The sequence below is a fragment of the Salinispora pacifica CNR114 genome (assembly GCF_000514775.1).
GTDB lineage: Bacteria > Actinomycetota > Actinomycetes > Mycobacteriales > Micromonosporaceae > Micromonospora > Micromonospora pacifica.
Genome location: NZ_KI911467.1, coordinates 334,538 through 353,104, shown reverse-complemented (window position 1 = coordinate 353,104; position 18,567 = coordinate 334,538). Strand labels below are relative to the sequence as shown.

The window sequence follows — 18,567 nt, the reverse complement described above, 5'->3', positions numbered from 1 at the left end:
GCGTTAGAAGAAGACCCGGGCGGCGGCGAGTACGCCCTGCCGCCACGGATCACGGCTGGTCGGTCCGCTGGCCGTCGAGGCGGCGGTGGTGGCTTGCTGGCCGCGCCACCACCGGAAGGTCTCCAGCACCGCGTCCCGGTTGCTGTGTCGCGGGTGGAAGCCGAGGCGCTGCCGGGCCCGGTCGATGTCGACGTAGGAGTCGGCCATGAGTTTGTGCAGCAACCGCCCGTACACCGGCGAGAGGCCGCTGCGTTCGAGTAGCCCGAGCGCGACCCGGGCCGGCCGGGCCGGCAGACCGATCACCCGTTTGCCATGTCCGGCGGCGTCGAGGACCGCCTGGAAGTCCTCGCGGAGCGTGCCGAACGTCGCCGCCGCGATGTTGTACGTGTCGTTGGCGGCCTCGGCGGGCACCCGCAGCACCGTTTCGACGGCGTCCACCAGGTCCGCGACGTGCAGCATCTGGATGCGCACCGAGCCGTCGCCGAGCACCGGGAAGTTACGCCCCTCGTGCGCCCACTGGAACAGCATCGCGAACAGTCCCATCCGGCCGGGGCCCAGGAAGGTCTTCGGTCGCAGCACCGGCAGGATCAGGCCGTGCTCGCGGTAGCCCACCGCGAGTCGCTCCGCGTCGGCCTTGGCGGTGCTGTACGCGTCGACCGGGGCGTACGGGTGCTGCTCCGGTGTCGGCACCTGGGTGGGCAGCCCGTACACGGCGGTGGAGGAGATGTAGACCAACCGGGGCACCCGGGCGGCCCGGGCGGCGTCCAGCACGGCCCGGCTGCCGTCCACGACGATGGCCCGGATCTGCTCCGGCGGGTAGCTGGGCAGCGCGGCGGCACAGTGCACGATCGCGTCGGCGTCGTCGAAGGCGGCCCGCAGCACCGCCGCGTCGCGGATGTCCCCGACCAGGTGCCGGTAGCCCGGCGTGTCGGGGCCGTCGGGGGCCGCCCGTAGGTCCACGCCGGTCACCGTGGATCCGGCGCCGGTCAGCCGCTGCACCACGGTCGAGCCGAGCATCCCGGCGGCGCCGGTCACCGCGATCACCACAGCGAGCCGAGCTTCTGGGCGACGAACCGGCGCAGGAGGCGGTTGAGTCCCTGGCCAAGGACCGCGTCGAGGGCGTGCAGGAAGTGTTCGATGTCGTCGTCGGTGGCGACCAGCGGCGGTCCGACCACCAGCGGGCTGGCGCCGTTGAGGGTGTAGTACGTGTAGATGTCGTGCTCCCGGTAAAGTGCGTTGATCACCGATGCGGTGATCAACTTGGTACGTAGTCGCGGATCTCGGGCCAGGCCGGCTGGCGCGATCTTCGCGGCCAGGTCCAGCACCTTCGGTCCGCCTTCGAGGAAGACCCCCCACAGCGCCCCCGCACCGGTGACCTCGGCCACCGCCTCGGGGTGCTGCTTGGCGATCCGCCGCAGGCCTGGTCCGAGGAGTTGCTCGATGCCTCGCGCCCGGGCCGGGTAGTCGTCCTCGACGGCGATGGCGATCGCCTCGATGGCGGTGGCGCACTCCTCGCCGAAGCCGTAGTAGGTGGTTGACGTCGAGTGCATGAGCGCGTCGACCGGGTTGTCGTAGGCCTGCCGGAACACCGGCTCCCGGGCCACATACGCGGATATCGACGACTTGCCGCCACCGAAGGACTTTGACGTGGTCACCACATCCGGTAACAGATCCGCATGGCGCATGAAGTAGAACATGCTGCCGGTCTTGCCCCAGCCGGTGTAGATCTCGTCGAAGACCAGCACGATGTCCTGCTCGGTGCACAAGGTGCGTAGCCCGTGCAGGAAGTCCGCGGAACACGAACGCATGGTGGAGGCACTGAACGGCTCGACGAGAATGGCGTACACGTCATCGGGGTGCGCCGCGACGGCGGCGCGCACCGACTCCAGGTCGTCATAGGTGTACGAGACCACGCCGGGAATCCCCGGAAACGCGAAATGATTCTGCGCGGCGCCGGTCAGACTGCCGGAGCCGAGAAGTTTGCCGTGGAAGCTGATATCGGCGTGCAGGATCGTGTTGCGCCGGCCGCCGTGGTACTTGTAGGCCAACTTCACCGCGCCCTCGACGGCCTCCGCCCCGGAGTTCGGCAGGAAGGACATGTTCAGGTCACCCGGCAGCACCTGGGCCAGGTTGTGCGCCAACCCCGCCACGTACGGGGAGAAGTAGGTCTTGTGCACCTCCATCCGGCGCCGCTGCGCGAACTGGCGACGGGCCGCCAGCAGGCGCGGGTGATTGTGGCCGTGGTTGAGCACACCCACCCCGCCGGTGAGGTCGAGCACCCGGCGACCATCACGCAGATGCAGGTACGCCCCCTCGGCGTGGTCCACCAGCTCCCGGCCAAAGCCGAACGACGTCATCAGGCCGACCTGACTTCGGTTGACAAAACGTCGATACAGACCGTGTACGTCCTTCACCGAAAGACGCTCACATTCCTCGACGCTGAGTAGTCTCGTCATGCGCCCCCCTTCTTCAGTTCTGGCGCGGGCCTGGGTGCACGTCAACAACGACCACTCCCGGCGACCCCGGACATTATTTCGAGCGGCACTGAACTGCGACTGAACGACGACTGGAACCGCACCAAAGGCCGGCTGCACACCCCGTTGGGGCACTTGTACGAAGCGCGCCCCGTCGTTACCGTGCACGAAACCGTCACCGCGTTCGCGTACGAGTCCCGGCGGGCGCCTGGCCATTTGACATAGGTGGTGTTCGTGCCTGCGAACGTCTCGGTCGTCATTCCCGCCTACAACAGCGAGCGGACCCTGCGCGCCTGCCTGTCCGCGGTCCTCGCCCAGTCCCACCCGGCGCACGAGGTGATCGTCGTCGACGACGCCAGCACCGATTCGACACCGCGGATCGCCCGGGAGTTCCCGGCCGTTGCGCTGCTGCCCAACCCGGTCAACCGGGGCCCGGCGGCGGCCCGCAACCGGGGCATCCGGGCCAGTCGGGGCGAGGTGGTGTTCTTCGTGGACGCCGACTGCGCGCCGGCGCCCGACGCACTCGCCAACGCGCTGCGGGTGCTCACCGAGACTCCCGACGTGGACTGCGTACACGGCATCTACCTGACCGAGCCGCTGTTCGACGACGGGCCGGTGGAGGCGTACCGGCTGCTGCACGCCCACTACTGGCGGATCCGCAACACCGGTCGGGTCCGTACCGCCATCTTCGCGCTCTGCGCCGTACGCCGGACGGTCTTCGACAACGTCGGCGGCTTCGACGAGAACCTGCGCGCCTCCGAGGACGTCGAACTCAGCGACCGGATGGCCGACCGGCACGGCATCTGGCTCAGCGCCGAGGTGACGTGTCGGCACGACGACGACAGTCGGTTGTGGCCGATGCTCCGCAAACAGTTCGGCCGCTCCCAGCTGCTCGTGCCGGTGGCCGTCCGGGAACGCGGCCCGGCGGGGCTGCGGGCCAACCGGAGCTTTGGCGTGCTGGCGACGGCGCTTGCCGTCGGTACCCTCCCGGCGGGCCTCTTCGCGCCCGCCCTGTTCGCCCTGCCCGCTGCCGCGCTGCTCGGCTTCGTCGTGGCCGACCCGGGGCTGGCGCGGTTCGTGCTTCGCCGACGCGGTCCGGCGTTTCTCGCCTTCTTCCTCGCCACGCACCTGCTGGTGCAGTTGGCGATCATCGCCGGGGCGACGGTGGGTGGGGTGCGGTTCCTGACCGATCGGGACTTCGGCCCGTCCCGTCCCGCTGCGGCGCGGGCCGACTCGTGACCTCGGCGCTGCCGGGCCGGGCCTGGGAAGCGGCCTTCCTCGGCGTGCGGACCTACCACCGGCTCTGGACGACCAGCGCGAAGGCCCGCCGGCGGTGGCCGATGTTCCGGGTCCAGCCCGGTGGGGTGGCCCTGACGGTGGACGACGGGCCCGACCCCCGCTGGACCCCGGCCCTGCTGGACCTGCTGGACGCGTATGCCGTGCCAGCGACCTTCTTCCTCATCGGCGCACGGGTGGCCCAGCACCCCCGGCTGGCCCGGCGGATCGCCGAGGCCGGACACGAGATCGGCAATCACTCGATGCGTCACCCGATGCCCTTCGCCGCGCTCCCCACCGCGCTGCTGCGCGATGAGGTGCAACAGGCGCAGCAGCAGATCACCGACGCCGTCGGCCAGGCGCCGCGCCTGTTCCGGGCACCCAGCGGCGGGTGGTCGCCCCGGGTCCTCGACACGGTGGCGCAGACCGGGCTCACCCCCATGGACTGGACCGTCAACTCCAGCGACTGGAAACAGCCGGGCGTGGCGCACATCACCCGTACGTTGACGCGTAGCCGCTCCGGCCATGTCCTGCTGTGCCACGACGGCGGCGGCGACCGCTGGCAGACCGTGGTCGCGCTGGCGGCGGTGATCCCCCGGCTACAGCGACGCGGGTTACGCTTCGTTCCGGTGCCGCCCGCACCGGGTCCGGGGCGCCCGGGGCGAAGCTGATGGGCAGCGCCGTGGTGCGGGCCGTCGCCCGCGTACTGCACCGGCCGTTGGCGGTACTGATCCGCCCGTACCCTCGGCTCAACGCGCTGCTCTGGGAGACGCAGTACGCCCTGGGCCGATGGAACTACCTGGACCGGGCCGGCGACCACACCACCGTGCAGCTCATCCATCGGTGGGTGTCGCGACCCCGGATCCTCGACCTCGGCTGCGGCTCCACAGTGAATCTGGTGCTGCCGCCCGCCGGCTACCGGCACTACCACGGCGTTGACATCAGCCGGACCGCCCTGCGTCGCGCCCGGTCGCTGCGCCGACCGCACAGCTCGTTCGAGGTCGCCGACGTGCTCACCTACCGGGCCACCGAGGCGTACGACGTGATCCTGCTGCGGGAGGTGCTCTACTACTTTCCGGCCGACCGGGCCGTCGCGCTGCTCCACCGGATGGCCCGCGTGCTCGCCCCCGGTGGTGTCCTCATCGTCTGGCTGTACGACAGCGGCGGCGCGCACGCCGCCCTGGCCGACCGGATCCGGGGCTGCGGGCTGACCGTGCACGAGGAGAAAACCCAGCTCCACGACGGTGCGCCGGCCGGGGGCACGTTCGTGCTCGGCCCAGCACCGGCGGGCCAGCAGCCGCGGGAGGCCACCGGGTCACGTACGGCGGGGGAGCGGCGGTGACCGACGCGCCGACCGCCGGTTCCGAGCTCGCCCGGACGCCGCCGGCCAGCCCGCCGGTGGCAGCGGTGGCGTCGCGGGCGACGCTGGTGGGGATCGTCGCCCTGCTGGCCGTGGCGGCGGCGCTGGTGCACCGCGGCACCGGGCGTTTCTGGGGTGACCTGGCCGCCTACCGCACCGGCGCCGCCGCCGCGGCCAGCGGGGACGGCAACCTGTACCAGGTCTCCTACCGGGGCGGGGACGGCATCGAGCTGGGGTTCACCTATCCGCCGTTCGCCGCCCTGCTGCTGCGACCACTGGCCGCCGTCCCCGCCGATGTGGCCGTGGGGCTCTGGACGGCCGTGTCGGCGGCCGCGCTGGTGGCGGTCGTCCGGCTGGCCCTCGACGCCGCCGGCGTCGCACCCGGTCGCCGGCCACCTGCGACGCTGCTGGCGGTGCTCGCCGTGCTGCCACTCTTACCCGTCACCGGTCATCTGCAGGCAGGGCAGGTCGGCCTCTTGCTCATGTGGCTGGTGCTCCACGACCTGATACCCGGCCGCACCAGCCGGTGGTGCGGGATCGGCATCGGGGTGGCAGCCGGGCTCAAACTCACCCCGCTGATCTTCGTGGGTTTCCTGCTGTTCACCGGGCGGATCCGGGCGGCAGCCACGGCCACGGCCGTGTTCGTGGCAACCATCGGCCTCGGGTTCACCTGGCGACCCACGGACTCGGCCTGGTTCTTCGGGGGCGGCCTGCTCGACACAGCCCGGGTCACCGGTGACCCCCGCACGATCCTGAACCAGTCGTTGGCCGGCGCTCTCGCCCGCATCGCCGACACCCCCGACCTGGCCTGGCTGTGGGCGGTGACCGCGGCGGTGGTCGCCGCGGCCGGTACGGCCCTCGCCGTCTGGTGCGCGCGCGCCGCAGACCAGCTGGTCGCGGTGCTGGCGTGCGCTGGCACCGGGCTGCTGGTCTCCCCGGTCTCCTGGCACCACCATTGGGTCTGGTGGGTGCCGGCGATGGTGCTGCTCGCCGTCCGCTGCCGCCAGCACGGTCACCGCCTCGGGGCTGCCGCGCTCGGCGCGGTCTGGCTCGCGCTGGTGGCCAGCACCAGCTGGGTGCTGGCCGCGCCGGGTGGCTGGGACCTGCACTTCACCGGCCTCGGCCTGGTGTACAGCAACCTGTACGTGTTGATCGCGCTCGCGGGGCTGGTCCTGCTCGCTGGTTGGCTACTGCGGCGAAGCGCCGCACGCCGCTGAACGCGGGCGGCGTCACACCCTGGTTCAGCCGGAGGGCTTGCGGATCGCCGTACCCGAGTAGAGCTGGTCGATCGTGTCCCACCAGCGGCGGAGGCCGTCGCGGCCCACCGGGTCCGCGCCGAGCACGTCAGCGATGCGATCCCGCAACAAGATGATCGACAGCTCGTGGGCCAGGAGTACGACCGAGAGCTGCGCGCGGTCTGTGTCCTCGGCGACCGCACCCGCCTCGGTCATCCGGCGCACCAGCGAGTCGGTGAACTCCTGCACCCGGCGGTACGCCTCAACCGAGCGTGCGGTGTCACCGATGAGCAGGTGTGCGAGGTAGCGGGTGGTGGCCGGTGCCCGCAGCGCGTCGGCCGAGGCGAGGAAGCGGTTGGGTCGACTGGCTCCGTCGGTGTCGGCGAGCGCCTCCAACGCGTTGCCCAACAGGCCCAGCACGTGGGTGTCCACCGCGGCGATCAGGCCGTCACGGGACCCGTAGTGTTTGATGATCAGCGACTGGGAGACCTGCGCCAGCTCCGCCACCTGCTTGAGTGAGGCCGCCGCCGGCCACTGCTCGCCGAACAGTTCCAGGGCGGCGTCCCGAATGATCGCCTTCGCGGTGCGATCCTCGGGTACATACATGTTCACCACGGTAACAACCCGGATGCTGTGCACACCGGTTGACCTCCCGACGCCCCGGTGCCGCCCGGCCCCCGGCTCGGTACCGGCGCGAGGCGGCGAGGCGTGGCGGGACGGATTGTGGGTACAGGGCGGAGGCAGCGGGAGCACCAGCGACGGTGAAAGGTGGTGCCAGCGTAGTGAAGTTCCTGGCGATAGCGACCTACACCACCCAGGGTGTCAGCGGACTGGGCAAGGAGGGCGGGACGCGACGGGCCGAGGTGGTCCGGGCACTCATCGAGAACTCCGGCGGACAGGTGGAGTCGCTGTACTTCTCGTTCGGTGAGCACGACGTGTACGTCTTGTGTGATCTGCGGGATAACGTGGTCGCGGCCGCGCTCAGCATCGCCGTCCGCGCGGCCGGCGGTGGGGAGACAATCATGGTGCCACTGTTGACTCCGGAAGAGCTGGACGAGGCAGTGAAGCTCCCGGTCACCTACCAGGCGCCCGGCCGACCGGAGTGAGGCCCGGCAGCACACCCTGCCTCACCCGGCTTCGCTGGCGAAGGTGGTGGTGGCAGCTGCCTGATTGACCAGCGCGGGACCGCCCTGACCTCAGGTACGGCGTGCGCGCGGGTGGGTCACGTCCTTGCTGAGACAGGTGGTTCCGTCTGAGCTGGTGAGCGATTCCGAGTGGTACCCCTCGCTGTGATAAAGGTCGAGGTTCCGCAGGCTCTTGGCTCCGGTCGCCAGGAGGATGCGATCGCAGTCGGGGGCGGCGCCGGCCTCGGCGGTGCGCAGCAGCCACCGGCCCAGCCCCTGGCCGCGTAGGTCGGGCACGACGGCGAGCCGACCTACGTGCCAGTCGGTATCGAGGCGGCGGGCGCGCACCATCCCCAGGAGGCGGCCGTCACGCCACAGACCCGTGGTGTGCCACGCCGCGAGCCATTCGCGTACCTGTGCCGGCGACTCGTGTAAGGCGGGTATGTCCGTGGTCTCATTGGCGAGGGCCTCCTCCATCCAGCAGCACCGCTGCAACACCGTCACCTCAGGTTCGTCGTCGCCGCTTAGCCGTCTGACGTAGGACCCTGGCAGCGGTCCGGGTCGGCTGTCGACCCGCGCGTGTTCACGCAGTGGCCGCAGGGCGTTCGCGACCCGGACCAGTTCGTCCAGTAGGTCGAGGCCGGCCCGGTCGCGAGCCGCATCGGGTGGTAGTTGTCCATCCGTCGTGGCGTCAGTGAGACGGATCGCGACCGTGGCACCCAACGGAACCAGACGCAGCGTGGTCACCACCTGCTTGGCGTGCTGAACCGATCGGGTGCCCGCCGACGTGTTGCCGTAGCTGACAAAACCGATCGGCTTCCACGCCCATTCGCGACGGAGATAGTCCAGCGCGTTTTTCAGGGTCGCCGGCATCCCGTGGTTGTACTCCGGGGTGATCGCGATGAACCCATCCGCCGGGTCAACGATCGAGCTCCAGCGCCGTGTGTGCTCATGCTGGTAGCTGCCCGACGACGGGTGTTCCTCCTCGTCAAGAAACGGCAGGTTCACATCGCCGAGGGCCACCGGCATCAGCTCGACACCGAGCTCCGCGGCGCGTGGGGAGATCGCTTCGGCCAGCCACCGGCCCACCTGGGGACCGAGAGCGCCGGGGCGGGTGCTGCAGATCAGCAGAAGAACGCGAACCGGTCTAGTTGACATGGAAACGAAGTGTAGATGCTAGCTTGATTACATGTCAACTAAACCGTCGACCGGAACCGTACGCTGGTTGAACCCGGACCAGGAACGCGCCTGGCGGGCGTTCCTGCGCATCACGGTCGCCGTCCAGGCCGGCACGGCGCGCGACCTGGCCGCGATCGGGCTCTCCGAACCTGACTACGAAGTACTGAGCACCCTGTCGGAACGACCCGGCCACACCAGCACCCTGGGGGAGCAGGCCGACAAGATGGGCTGGTCACGCAGCCGGCTATCCCGGCACGCCACCCGGATGGCGGCGCGTGGTCTGCTGAAACGCACACCCGACCCGAACGACGGCCGGGGCTGCTTCCTGGTGCTCACCGCACAGGGCCTGACGGCGCTTGAAGACGCCGCACCGGCCCACGTCGAGTCGGTACGACGTCACTTCATCGACCGACTTACCCCCGCAGACCTCATCGCCATCGAACAGATCGCTCGCAGGTTGGAAGAGCCCCAAGCCAGCGAAGATCGGCCCGGCGACGTGACAATCGGTCGGTGACCCCACCCAGGCGTCCATGCGATCTCGGTTTGACCGCATAGCCCGAACTCCGATTAGGTGAGGCTGTGCTAACCACGGACTCCGGGCCGACGCCGCGCGCTCCGGCAGACCCCGACGATCGGCGGGCGTTGGGATGGTCGCCGTGGCGGACGGTGGTCGGCTTCGGGGTGGTGAGCCTGGCCGCCGACATGGTGTACGAGGGCGCCCGGTCGGTGTACGGGCCGCTACTGGCATCGTTGGGCGCCTCCGCGCTGATCGTCGGCTTGATCACTGGTGCTGGTGAGGCGGCCGCGCTGGCGCTGCGGCTGGTGTCGGGGCCGCTGGCCGACCGGACCCGCCGCTACTGGACGTTGACGACCGTTGGGTATGCGCTGACGGCGGTGTGCGTGCCGCTGCTGGCGGTGACCCCGCGGTTGGGTGCCGCGGGGTTGGTGGCGGCCGCGGTGTTGATCGTGGTTGAACGCCTGGGTAAGGCCGTGCGGTCACCGGCGAAGTCGGTGCTGCTGGCGGACGCCGCCGGCGCGGTGGGGATGGGCCGTGGAATGGGCGTCCACAAGGCCCTGGACCAGGTCGGGGCGTTCGCCGGCCCGCTGCTGCTGGCAGCACTCACCACCGCCGCCGGTGGACTCCTGTGGCCGGGGCTGGCCGGGCTGGCGGTGCCGGGGGCGCTGGCGATGGTCCTGCTCGTACTCCTGCGCCGCCGCGCCGGCATCGCGCACCCGCGTGACGGTGCCGTCGGCGACCGGGACGAGCGCGATGACCCGGCCGGGCGGGCCTCGCTGCCGGCGTCCTTCGGATGGTTCGCGGTGGCCTGCGCCCTGTGCACCGCGGGGCTGGTGACCTTCGGGTTGATCGGTTTCCACCTGGCACAGACCGGTCTGGTGCCGGCGGCGGGGGTGCCGCTGCTGTACGCGGCGGCGATGGCGTCGGCGGCGGTGGCCGCGCTCGCCACCGGTGCGGCCTACGACCGCATCGGCGCCCGGGTTCTGCTGGTCCTGCCCGTTCTGGTAGCCGTGGTGCCCCCGTTGGCGTTCACCTCCGGCCTGGCGGTGGCCGCCGGCGGGGTCCTGGTGTGGGGCGTCGCGCTGGGGGTGCAGGATTCCACCGTGAAGGCCTTCGTGGCCGACCTTGTGCCCCGGGCGCGCCGGGCCACCGCGTATGGCGTCTTCGCCGCCGTCCAGGCCGCCGGTGCGCTCGTCGGCGGTGTCGCCGCCGGCGCCCTGTACGACTCTTCTCGGGGCGGGCTTCTCGCCGCGGTCGCCGCCGCGCAGGCCACCGCGATACTCATCCTGGTCCGCGTGTTGACCCGTACCCGCCGTCGCTGAGGCTGCGGCCCGACCCGGCTACCAGGCGAGGATCCGGTTGGCGCATGTTCCTACCGCTTTCCGAGTGATAAGTGGTCAATAATGGCCCCTGTCCTATTGACGGGCACTTGTCTGCTCGGAGGTGTGCACAATGCCGGGAATTCGTCCGCGGGATCTTCAAGGGGCTGGCGCGCGTGGGGCGGCCCGTGCGCTGGCCGGGGGATTCTGCCTCGCGCTGGCGGTGACGGTCACCCAGGCAGCCGGGGTGCTGCCGGCGGGTGCCCAGCGCACACCAACCGCGGCCGTCGCGGCGGACACCATCCTGGCCTGGGGTGACAACTCCTTCGGCCAGTTCGGCAACGGGACCACCACCAGCAGCCGCACCCCGGTCGCGGTGCGGCTACCCGCCGGCACCACCGTCACCGCCATCGCCGGCAGTGACACCCACAGCCTGGCCCTGACCTCCGCCGGCACCGTGCTCGCCTGGGGCGGTAACACCTTCGGCCAGTTGGGGGACGGCACGACCACCAGCAGCAGTACCCCGGTCGCGGTGCGGCTACCCGCCAGCACCACCGTCACCGCCATCGCCGCCGGTGCCAACCACAGCCTGGCGATCACCTCCACCGGCGCGGTGTTCGCCTGGGGCGAAAACCGCGCCGGCCAGCTGGGAGACGGGACCACCACCAGCAGCAGTACCCCGGTCGCGGTGCGGCTACCCGCCGGCACCACCGTCACCGCCATCGCCGGCGGCCTCGGCCACAGCCTGGCCGTCACCTCCACCGGCACCACCCTCGCCTGGGGCGGCAACGCCCGCGGCCAGCTGGGGGACGGGACCACCACCGGCAGCAGCACCCCGATCACCGTGAAGCTGCCCCCGGCCACCGCTGTCGCCGCCGGAGACTTCCACAGTCTGGCCCTGACCGCCACCGACACCGTCCATGCCTGGGGTGCGAACTCCTTCGGTCAGCTCGGCGATGGGAGCACCAGCGACAGCAGCACCCCGGTCGCCGTCAGGCTGCCCGCCGGCGTCACCGCCACCACCGTTGTCTCCGGCGCCGACCACAGCCTGGCGTTAACCGCTGCTGGCGGCGCCCTCTCCTGGGGTGACAATGGGCAGGGCCAGCTCGGCGACGGGACCACCACCGGCAGCAGCACCCCGGTCGCCGTCCGAGTGCCCGCCGGCGCCACGCTCACCGCTGTCGCCATCCACCGCGACCACGCCGTGGCGCTGACCGCCACCGCCACCGCCCTCGCCTGGAGCAGAAACAACGAAGGCCAGCTGGGCAACGGGACCATCACCGACAGCAGCGAGCCGGTCGCGGTCAGCCTGCCCGCCGGCACCCCGATCACCGCCGTCGCCGCCGGCGACGACCACAGCCTGGCCCTGGTTGCCGCGCCGGCGAGCTCCACCACAACGCTGCGCATCTCGCCGGCGGACCCGACCACCGATCAGGACGTCACCCTCACCGCCACCGTCACCTGCGACATCGCTGCGCCCACCGGCAGCATCACCTTCCGCACCAACAACACCGACCTCGCCACCGTGCCCCTGGACGCCACCAACACCGCCACCCACACCACCCGGCTCCCCGCCGGCGCCCACACCATCACCGCCAACTACACCAGCACCACCACCTGCCCCCACAGTCAGTCCGCGGCCACCACCATCACCGTCGCCGACCCCACCGATCCCGACCTACCCATCACCGGGGCCAGCCTGCCCCGCCTACTCGGCGCCGCCGCCCTGCTCATCCTCGCCGGCGCCGCCCTCCTGCACCGCACCCACCGACCCTGATCACCCCAGCCGCGATGACCGCGCCGCAACCGGGCCCGCGAAAGGAGGGTTAACCCCCGGCTCGGCCGGTGGCCTGCAGGATGGTGCCGCGCCGCGCGTTCGAGGACGCTCAGAGGCGCATCCGGCATCGGGCCGGGTGCGCGCCGGCGGACGGAGCGACGCATGAGTATCACCACCGCACCTCACCGCGGGCAGACCGAGTGGCACCGGCCGCTGCTCACGAACGCGGTCTTCATGTTCACCGTTGCCCTGGTGTCCATCGGGGGCCTGCTGCTTGACAATCGGCAGCTCGTCGGCGAGCCGGTCTGGCTGAAACCGTTGAAGTTCGGGTTTGCCATGGGCGTGCACGCCCTCGTGTTGGCGTGGCTGCTCGGCAAGCTCCACCGGGGCCGACGCATCGGCTGGTGGCTCGGTACGATCTTCGCCTTCGCCGGGGTGCTGGATGTCGGTGCCGTCGCCTACGCCGCCGCCAACGGCACCTTCAGCCACTTCAACGACAACACCGACCCGGTGGCCCGCACCGTCCAGGCGTTGTTCTCCGTCGGCATCATGCCGCTGCTGCTGACCACCTTCTTCGTGGCGATCCTGCTGCTGGTCCAGCGCGTCGGTGACCGCGCGCTGACCCGGGCGCTGCGCGCCGGGCTCGGCCTGGCGGTCGCCAGCATGGTCGTGGCCCTGTGGCTGAGTAGCTCGGGGCAGACGCCGCGGGTGGTGGCCGACGCCAACGGCCAGCAGGTGTCCCTGATCGGCGCGCACGGCATCGGCGACCCCGACGGCAACGGAATGCCGGTCACCCGGTGGAGCACGACCGGTGGGGACCTGCGAGTTCCGCACTTCGTGGGCATGCACGCCATCCAGGGGCTGCTGCTGCTCACCGTGGCCCTGGGTGCCGCCGCGGCCCGCCGGCCCTGGTTGCGCGACGAGCGGACCCGCGCCGACCTCGTCGGCGCCGCCGCCATCGGCGGTACCGGGGTGTTCGCGGTGCTCAGCTGGCAGGCCAGCCGGGGCCAGTCAGTCCTGCACCCCGACCTGGCGAGCCTGACCGCGTTCGCCGCGGTCGCCGCGCTCACCCTCGCGGCGGTGACCGCAGCGCTCCGGCGGGCGCGCCTCCGACCGTTACCCCTCCCATCCTGAGTACCTTTCGCACATGCTCTCCTCTGAGGTGCCGGTGCGGCGCCGCTGGACCCCAACGCCGGCGCTGCCGGCCGGCGCGGCTGACTTCACCGAGGCGTGGCTGGCCAACCGCCGGCTCAGCGAACACACCCGAGCCGCCTACCGGCGGGATGTCGCCGGCTGGCTCGGCTGGTGCGCCGACGCCGACACCGACCCGCTGCGGGCAACCTTCCTGCACGTCAACGCGTACGCCCGGTGGCTGGAATCGACGCCGAACACCCGCAGCGGCAAGCCACTGACGCCCGCCACGGTCGCCCGTAAACTCTCCGCCCTGTCCAGCTGGTACGACTTTCTGGTCAAGCTGCGGGCCGTCGAGACCAATCCGGTGCCCGGAGCGGATCGCCCCCATGTGGACCGCGACCACTCGGGGACCATCGGGCTCACGCCGGAGGAGGTCAACGCGCTACTCACCGTCGCCGACAGTGCCACCGGCCCGACCGCGGCCCGCAACCGGGCCGCCGTGGCGCTGCTGGTCGACCTCGGGCTGCGGGTCGGTGAACTGGTGTCGTTGGACGTCGGCGACCTGGGCACCGAACGCGGCCACCACAGTGTCCGCTTCACCGGTAAGGGTGGCCGGGCCCGGCGGCGGGCCCTCACCCCGAGCGCCTCGGCAGCGGTGCACGACTACCTGGCGTCGCGCGCCAGCGCCGCGGCGGTGCCGGTGCACCGGTTGACCGGTGCGCTGCTGGTGACCTCGACCGGAGCCCGCCTGGACCGGCACTCCGTGTTCCGGCTGGTCCGCCGGCTGGCCCGGGAAGCCGGCATCCCGGGGTGGGCGCGGCTGTCACCGCACTCACTGCGGCACGCCTTCGCCACGACGGCCCGCGCCGAGGGCGTACCGTTGGAGGACGTGCAGGACGCGATGGGGCACGCCGACCCGCGCACCACCCGCCGCTACGACCGCGACCGACACAATCTCGACCGGGACCCGGCGTACGCGATCTGGGCGGCCCGGTCCCGCCGCCGCGGCTGACCCCGGCCCACCGGCAGCACCGGTCAGTCCAGCTGCGGCAGGATATGGTGGCTGAAGTACGCCAGATGATCAACGTCGAACTGGTGTGGCGTCTGCAGATAGAGCCGGCTGATGCCCGCCTCGGCCAACTCCCCGATCCGGTCGACCACCTGCGTCGGGGAACCGACCAGCCCGTGCTCCATCATCTGCGCGGTGAACAGCCCACCGACCGGTTCCGCGCGCCGGGCCACCTCGCCGGAGTCCCGACCACAGACGAGCAGGACAACAGCCGAGCGGCGAAGACTCGACGGCACCCGACCGGCCTTCTCGCAGGCCGCGTCCACCCGCGCGCCCTGCTCCGCGATCTCCGTCAGGGTCGGGAAGGCAAAGTTGAACTCGTCGGCGTAGCGGGCCGCCAGGCGCGGTGTCCTCGTCGGTCCGGTGCCGCCGATGATGATCGGAGGACGCCGCTGGACAGGTTTCGGTAGCCCCGGTGCGTCGGTCAACCGGTAGTACCGCCCGGGATGGGTGAACAGCTCGCCCGGCGGGGTGCCCCACAGGCCGGTGACGATGTCCAGTTGTTCCTCGAAGCGGTCGAACCGTTCGCCGAGGGCGGGGTAGGGGACACCATAGGCGCGGTGTTCCGGCTCGTGCCATCCGGTGCCGAACCCGAAGTCGACCCGCCCGTCGCTCATCTGGTCAACCTGGGCGACCGTGACCGCCAACAGTCCCGGCTGCCGGAACGTCGCCGAGGTCATCAACGACCCGAGTCGGATGCGTCGGGTCTCCCGGGCCAGCGCGCCCAAGGTCACCCAGGTGTCCGTGGGACCGGGCAGTCCCGCGGCACCTTCCATCGCCAGGAAGTGATCCGAGCGGAAGAAGCCGTCCAGCCCGAGCTGCTCCACGGCCCTGGCGGTGGCGGCGACCTCGTCGTAGCTCGCCCCCTGCTGCGGATTGGTGAACACATGGCACTGCATGTGTCGATAACATCACAATCCGTAGGAGTGCAGGAGTCGGCGGGTCCGTTCCGCGATCGGGAAGGGCTTGTCGGCGGGGCAGGGGTAGAGGTCCTGCTCGACGATGGCGAACATGTCGGTGTCGAGTCGTCGCGCGGCGGCCAGCACCGGTTCCAGCGCGGGACGCCCGTGCGGCGGCTCGCACCACACCCCCCGGGCCACCGCGGTGCCGAACGGCTCGTCCTCGGCGACAACGTCGGCCAGCACCGCGGGGTCGACCTGCTTGAGGTGCAGGTGGCCGACGCGCTCACCACAGGTGTCGAGCAGTTTCACGCTGTCTCCGCCGCAGTAGGCGTAGTGACCGACGTCCAGGCAGAGGGAGACCAGTTCCGGGTCCGTCGCGTCGAGGAAGCGGGTGACCGTCGGCTCGTTGTTGATGTGGGTGTAGGCGTGTGGGTGGAGCATGACGCGTAACCCGAAAGAGTCGCGGACCTGTCGGGCGAGCCGATTGGTCAACACGGTGAGGTCCCGCCACTGCGCCGCCGTGAGGTGCGGTTCCTCGGTGAACGCGCCGGTCCACGGGTCGCGCCAGTAGCCCGGCATGATCACGATGCAGGAACCGCCCACCGCCCGCACGAGCGCCGCGGTCATCGCCACCCGGGGCCAGCTCTCCTGCCAGCCGCTCTGGCCCCGGTGCAGGGACGTCGAAAGCGTCGCCGCGGCGACCCGCAGGCCACGGAGGGCGGTTTCGCCGGCGAGCCGGGCCGGGTCGGTCGGCAGATACCCGTACGGGCCGAGTTCGATCCACTCGAATCCGGCCCGGGCCACCTCGTCCAGGAAACGTGGCCAAGGAACCTGCCGTGGATCGTTCGCGTACCACACCCCCCAGGAATCCGGGGACGAACCAACCTGGATCCGGTGATCCAGACCGTCCGACGGACTCATCGCCGACCACCCTCCTTCGCGGCATCCGACCGCAGCTCGCCTGAGTCCCACTGGTGCTGGTCCTCGACGGCGCGCCGCAGCTCGTCGGCCGTGACATCCCCCAGGTAGGTCACCCGACCCACCCGAGTCGGTGTCGGGATGAGTTGCTGACCACCGCGGTGTCGGGCGGTGTCGGAGAGGGCGGCCACCAGCCGTTCCGTGTCGGCCATCGCGGGATGCCACACGTCCAGGCCGAACGAGCGGATCAGGCGCAGGATCCGATCCCGGACGAAACGCCCGATCAGCCCCCGCCGCCAGGCGATCATGCTGGTCCAGGCGATGTCCAACGCCACCGCGTGGCCGTGCGTCACGGTGGGCTCAAGCCCTGGCGAGATGTTGTGCCCGAGGTAGCTGGCCCGGGCCGTATCGCGCTCGAACGGGTTGCGCTTCAGCTCCCGCAGCATCCACGAGATCGACCGGCGGAGGATCTCCTCAGAAGGGCCGTCGCAGCTGCGGAAACGCTCCTCGGCGACCCGCGGTCCATCCTCCTCGAGGAGCCGGAACAGGGCGTGGTCTCCGGCGACAGCGATCTTGATGATCTCCGCGAAGCCGTCCCTGATCTGGTGCGGCGGCAACGTCTGGAAGAAACGAGCATCGGTCATCGACGCCCGCGCGGGATGGTACAGACCGGCCCGGTTCTTCCATCCCGCGCTCACGCCGCACTTCAGGGCGAACATCGAGTCGATGGCGGACACGAGCGTCGTGCCGATGAAGTCCCACGACACGCCCCGCCGGTATTCGCCCGCCACCAGACCGAACACGTCGTGCAGCACGCCGCCGCCGATAGCGATCGGCGGTTCGCCGAATCGGGCAACGCCGAAGGCGTTCATCTCATCGGAGATCCGGTTCGCGCTGTCGCGGGTTTTGGCGTCCTCGCCCCCCGGCAGCAGGCTGGGCGGGTTGTTCCACTCGAGTCGGTAGCGGTCCAGCAGCGAGGTGATCTCCTTCTGGTACAACCCCCACGCGCTCTCGTCGACCGCTACGAAGCGTCGCCGGGAGTGGCTCAGATCACCGAAGAGCGCCGGTTCGCTGCGGGGCGTGAGCTCCATCAACCCGTCGTACAGTGCGGTCCGCCACTCGACGGGCCGGGAAACCTGCGCCTCCCATTTCCAGGATCGGGGCATGAACCCTGGTTCCCGCCGGGCCCGAAACCATGCCACGCCCCGCCCGGAGCTCGGCATACCGGGCCGGCCGGTCCCGCAGACCGTGACCGCCTCAGAAACTGACGATCTCCGTCAGCCGAACCGGTCGCCGCTCCCGCTGCGAGCGCCAGCACGCCTCCGCCACCCGAAGCGCCTCCACCGCCTCCCGCCCGTCACACGGGTTCTCCAGATCCCCACGGGCAACCTGAAGAAAGGTGTCGATCTCCGCCTCGAAAGCCGGCGCGAAACGCTCCAGGAAACTTTGTACGGGATCCGCCGACGGGAACGTTGTCTCCGGCTCAACAGAGGTCAGCGGGGTGTGCCGGTCGAGCCCGATGGCGATGGTGTCCGCATCCCCGCACACCTCCATCCGCACGTCGTAGCCGGCCCCGTTGCACCGGGCCGCGGTGGTGGCGGCGAGCGTCCCGTCGTCCATCGTCAGCAGCGCCATCGCGGTGTCGAGTTCCCCCAGCTCGGCGAAGATCTGCGGCCCGGCGTCCGAGCCACACGCGTACACCTCGGCGACCTCCCGGCCGGTGATCCACCGCAACAGGTCGAAGTCGTGGATCAGCGCGTCCCAGAAGATCCCACCCGAGGCCGACAGGTAGGTGGCCGGTGGGGGGTCGGGCTCCGCGCCAACAGAACGAACAGTGTGTAACCGACCGAGCCGTCCGGACCGCACCAGCGCCCGGCCGGCCTGAAAGCCCGCGTCGAACCGACGCATGAGGCCGATCTGCAAAGTCCCGCCCTCGGCCTGCACCTCCTGCACGGTCTGTATCGACTCGGCCAGGTCCGCCGCGACGGGCTTCTCGCAGAACACGGGCAGACCCGCCCGTGCCGCCCGCCGGATCAACTCGGCGTGTGCGGCGGTGTTGGCGGCGATGACAACCGCCTCCGTCGAGGAGGTGAACACCTCGTCAACCGTGGCCGCGCTGGCATCGAGGCGGTGCGCCACCTCCTGGGCGCGCTGCCGGTCCGAGTCGGCGACCACCAACGAGGTGACATCCGCGTGGCGGCGAAGATTGGCGGCGTGGATGGCGCCCATCCGGCCCACCCCGACAACGGCAATACGCATACCGTAATTATGGAAATACTTCCGC

Annotated in this window: 18 protein-coding genes; 10 read left to right on the top strand and 8 right to left on the bottom strand. The window is 70.9% G+C overall.

The window, feature by feature from the left end:
• Positions 1-3: 3 nt before the first annotated feature.
• Both B118_RS0126635 and B118_RS0126630 read right to left on the bottom strand, forming a co-directional pair.
• A complete protein-coding gene (locus B118_RS0126635; RefSeq protein ID WP_018219675.1) occupies positions 4-1,047 on the bottom strand; it encodes an NAD-dependent epimerase/dehydratase family protein in 1,044 nt (347 codons plus the stop codon).
• On the bottom strand, positions 1,041-2,357 hold the full coding sequence (locus B118_RS0126630) for an aspartate aminotransferase family protein (protein WP_080635108.1): 1,317 nt from the start codon (positions 2,355-2,357) through the stop codon (positions 1,041-1,043). Before B118_RS0126630 ends, B118_RS0126635 begins: the two co-directional genes overlap by 7 nt.
• A gap of 342 nt (positions 2,358-2,699) precedes the next feature.
• Here B118_RS0126630 and B118_RS0126625 point away from each other — a divergent pair, with 342 nt between their 5' ends.
• From B118_RS0126625 to B118_RS0126610, 4 genes are read left to right on the top strand one after another with little or no spacing between them, the layout of a single operon-like run.
• Entirely contained in the window at positions 2,700-3,713 is a 1,014-nt protein-coding gene (locus B118_RS0126625) for a glycosyltransferase (protein WP_028193757.1), read from the top strand.
• Positions 3,710-4,420, top strand: a complete 711-nt coding sequence (locus B118_RS0126620; protein WP_018219678.1) for a polysaccharide deacetylase family protein — start codon at positions 3,710-3,712, stop codon at positions 4,418-4,420. Before B118_RS0126625 ends, B118_RS0126620 begins: the two co-directional genes overlap by 4 nt.
• Positions 4,420-5,091 carry a class I SAM-dependent methyltransferase gene (locus B118_RS0126615; RefSeq protein ID WP_018811079.1) on the top strand — a complete coding sequence of 224 codons (672 nt, stop codon included), beginning with the start codon at positions 4,420-4,422 and terminating at the stop codon, positions 5,089-5,091. The genes B118_RS0126620 and B118_RS0126615 overlap by 1 nt, the downstream gene beginning before the upstream one ends.
• Positions 5,088-6,326, top strand: a complete 1,239-nt coding sequence (locus B118_RS0126610; protein WP_028193756.1) for a glycosyltransferase 87 family protein — start codon at positions 5,088-5,090, stop codon at positions 6,324-6,326. Before B118_RS0126615 ends, B118_RS0126610 begins: the two co-directional genes overlap by 4 nt.
• Before the next feature lie 24 nt (positions 6,327-6,350).
• Here the strand turns inward: B118_RS0126610 and B118_RS0126605 are convergent, their stop codons facing one another.
• On the bottom strand, positions 6,351-6,950 hold the full coding sequence (locus B118_RS0126605) for a TetR/AcrR family transcriptional regulator (protein ID WP_033669734.1): 600 nt from the start codon (positions 6,948-6,950) through the stop codon (positions 6,351-6,353).
• Between the two features lie 176 nt (positions 6,951-7,126).
• Between B118_RS0126605 and B118_RS0126600 the strand changes: the two genes are divergently transcribed.
• Complete coding sequence (locus B118_RS0126600) at positions 7,127-7,450, top strand: GYD domain-containing protein (RefSeq protein ID WP_018219682.1); 324 nt, start codon at positions 7,127-7,129, stop codon at positions 7,448-7,450.
• Between the two features lie 90 nt (positions 7,451-7,540).
• Here B118_RS0126600 and B118_RS0126595 read toward each other — a convergent pair whose 3' ends face one another.
• Positions 7,541-8,593 carry a bifunctional NAD(P)H-dependent oxidoreductase/GNAT family N-acetyltransferase gene (locus B118_RS0126595; RefSeq protein ID WP_026270640.1) on the bottom strand — a complete coding sequence of 351 codons (1,053 nt, stop codon included), beginning with the start codon at positions 8,591-8,593 and terminating at the stop codon, positions 7,541-7,543.
• Between the two features lie 64 nt (positions 8,594-8,657).
• On the opposite strand from B118_RS0126595, the gene B118_RS0126590 reads away from it, so the two are divergent.
• The 5 genes from B118_RS0126590 to B118_RS0126570 all read left to right on the top strand — a co-directional run bounded on the left by B118_RS0126590 (position 8,658) and on the right by B118_RS0126570 (position 14,406).
• Positions 8,658-9,161: a MarR family winged helix-turn-helix transcriptional regulator gene (locus B118_RS0126590; RefSeq protein WP_018219684.1), complete on the top strand. Its 504-nt coding sequence runs from the start codon at positions 8,658-8,660 to the stop codon at positions 9,159-9,161.
• Between the two features lie 152 nt (positions 9,162-9,313).
• Positions 9,314-10,486 carry an MFS transporter gene (locus B118_RS0126585; protein WP_155256610.1) on the top strand — a complete coding sequence of 391 codons (1,173 nt, stop codon included), beginning with the start codon at positions 9,314-9,316 and terminating at the stop codon, positions 10,484-10,486.
• A 130-nt stretch (positions 10,487-10,616) separates the two neighbouring features.
• A complete protein-coding gene (locus B118_RS0126580) occupies positions 10,617-12,260 on the top strand; it encodes an RCC1 domain-containing protein (RefSeq protein ID WP_028193754.1) in 1,644 nt (547 codons plus the stop codon).
• Positions 12,261-12,422: 162 nt separating this feature from the next.
• Complete coding sequence (locus B118_RS0126575; protein ID WP_028193753.1) at positions 12,423-13,394, top strand: hypothetical protein; 972 nt, start codon at positions 12,423-12,425, stop codon at positions 13,392-13,394.
• Positions 13,395-13,407: 13 nt separating this feature from the next.
• Positions 13,408-14,406, top strand: coding sequence for a tyrosine-type recombinase/integrase (locus B118_RS0126570; protein ID WP_027647016.1), 999 nt, complete (start codon positions 13,408-13,410; stop codon positions 14,404-14,406).
• Positions 14,407-14,429: 23 nt separating this feature from the next.
• Here B118_RS0126570 and B118_RS0126565 read toward each other — a convergent pair whose 3' ends face one another.
• The 4 genes from B118_RS0126565 to B118_RS0126550 all read right to left on the bottom strand — a co-directional run bounded on the left by B118_RS0126565 (position 14,430) and on the right by B118_RS0126550 (position 18,542).
• Positions 14,430-15,362: an LLM class F420-dependent oxidoreductase gene (locus B118_RS0126565; RefSeq protein ID WP_026185165.1), complete on the bottom strand. Its 933-nt coding sequence runs from the start codon at positions 15,360-15,362 to the stop codon at positions 14,430-14,432.
• 12 nt (positions 15,363-15,374) lie between these two features.
• Complete coding sequence (locus B118_RS0126560; protein ID WP_018219689.1) at positions 15,375-16,286, bottom strand: sugar phosphate isomerase/epimerase family protein; 912 nt, start codon at positions 16,284-16,286, stop codon at positions 15,375-15,377.
• Positions 16,283-17,449 carry a 3-dehydroquinate synthase family protein gene (locus tag B118_RS0126555; protein ID WP_026270644.1) on the bottom strand — a complete coding sequence of 389 codons (1,167 nt, stop codon included), beginning with the start codon at positions 17,447-17,449 and terminating at the stop codon, positions 16,283-16,285. Before B118_RS0126555 ends, B118_RS0126560 begins: the two co-directional genes overlap by 4 nt.
• A gap of 91 nt (positions 17,450-17,540) precedes the next feature.
• Entirely contained in the window at positions 17,541-18,542 is a 1,002-nt protein-coding gene (locus B118_RS0126550; protein ID WP_026185166.1) for a Gfo/Idh/MocA family oxidoreductase, read from the bottom strand.
• Between the last annotated feature and the right edge of the window lie 25 nt (positions 18,543-18,567).

What these genes read in the sequence shown, in the direction of transcription:
- B118_RS0126570 (WP_027647016.1), top strand. Translation starts at nt 13,408, where the DNA reads ATGCTCTCCTCTGAGGTGCCGGTGCGGCGCCGCTGGACCCCAACGCCG.
- B118_RS0126605 (WP_033669734.1), bottom strand. Translation starts at nt 6,950, where the DNA reads ATGTATGTACCCGAGGATCGCACCGCGAAGGCGATCATTCGGGACGCC.
- B118_RS0126560 (WP_018219689.1), bottom strand. Translation starts at nt 16,286, where the DNA reads ATGAGTCCGTCGGACGGTCTGGATCACCGGATCCAGGTTGGTTCGTCC.
- B118_RS0126550 (WP_026185166.1), bottom strand. Translation starts at nt 18,542, where the DNA reads ATGCGTATTGCCGTTGTCGGGGTGGGCCGGATGGGCGCCATCCACGCC.
- B118_RS0126615 (WP_018811079.1), top strand. Translation starts at nt 4,420, where the DNA reads ATGGGCAGCGCCGTGGTGCGGGCCGTCGCCCGCGTACTGCACCGGCCG.
- B118_RS0126575 (WP_028193753.1), top strand. Translation starts at nt 12,423, where the DNA reads ATGAGTATCACCACCGCACCTCACCGCGGGCAGACCGAGTGGCACCGG.
- B118_RS0126555 (WP_026270644.1), bottom strand. Translation starts at nt 17,449, where the DNA reads ATGCCCCGATCCTGGAAATGGGAGGCGCAGGTTTCCCGGCCCGTCGAG.
- B118_RS0126630 (WP_080635108.1), bottom strand. Translation starts at nt 2,357, where the DNA reads ATGACGTCGTTCGGCTTTGGCCGGGAGCTGGTGGACCACGCCGAGGGG.
- B118_RS0126580 (WP_028193754.1), top strand. Translation starts at nt 10,617, where the DNA reads ATGCCGGGAATTCGTCCGCGGGATCTTCAAGGGGCTGGCGCGCGTGGG.
- B118_RS0126565 (WP_026185165.1), bottom strand. Translation starts at nt 15,362, where the DNA reads ATGCAGTGCCATGTGTTCACCAATCCGCAGCAGGGGGCGAGCTACGAC.
- B118_RS0126590 (WP_018219684.1), top strand. Translation starts at nt 8,658, where the DNA reads ATGTCAACTAAACCGTCGACCGGAACCGTACGCTGGTTGAACCCGGAC.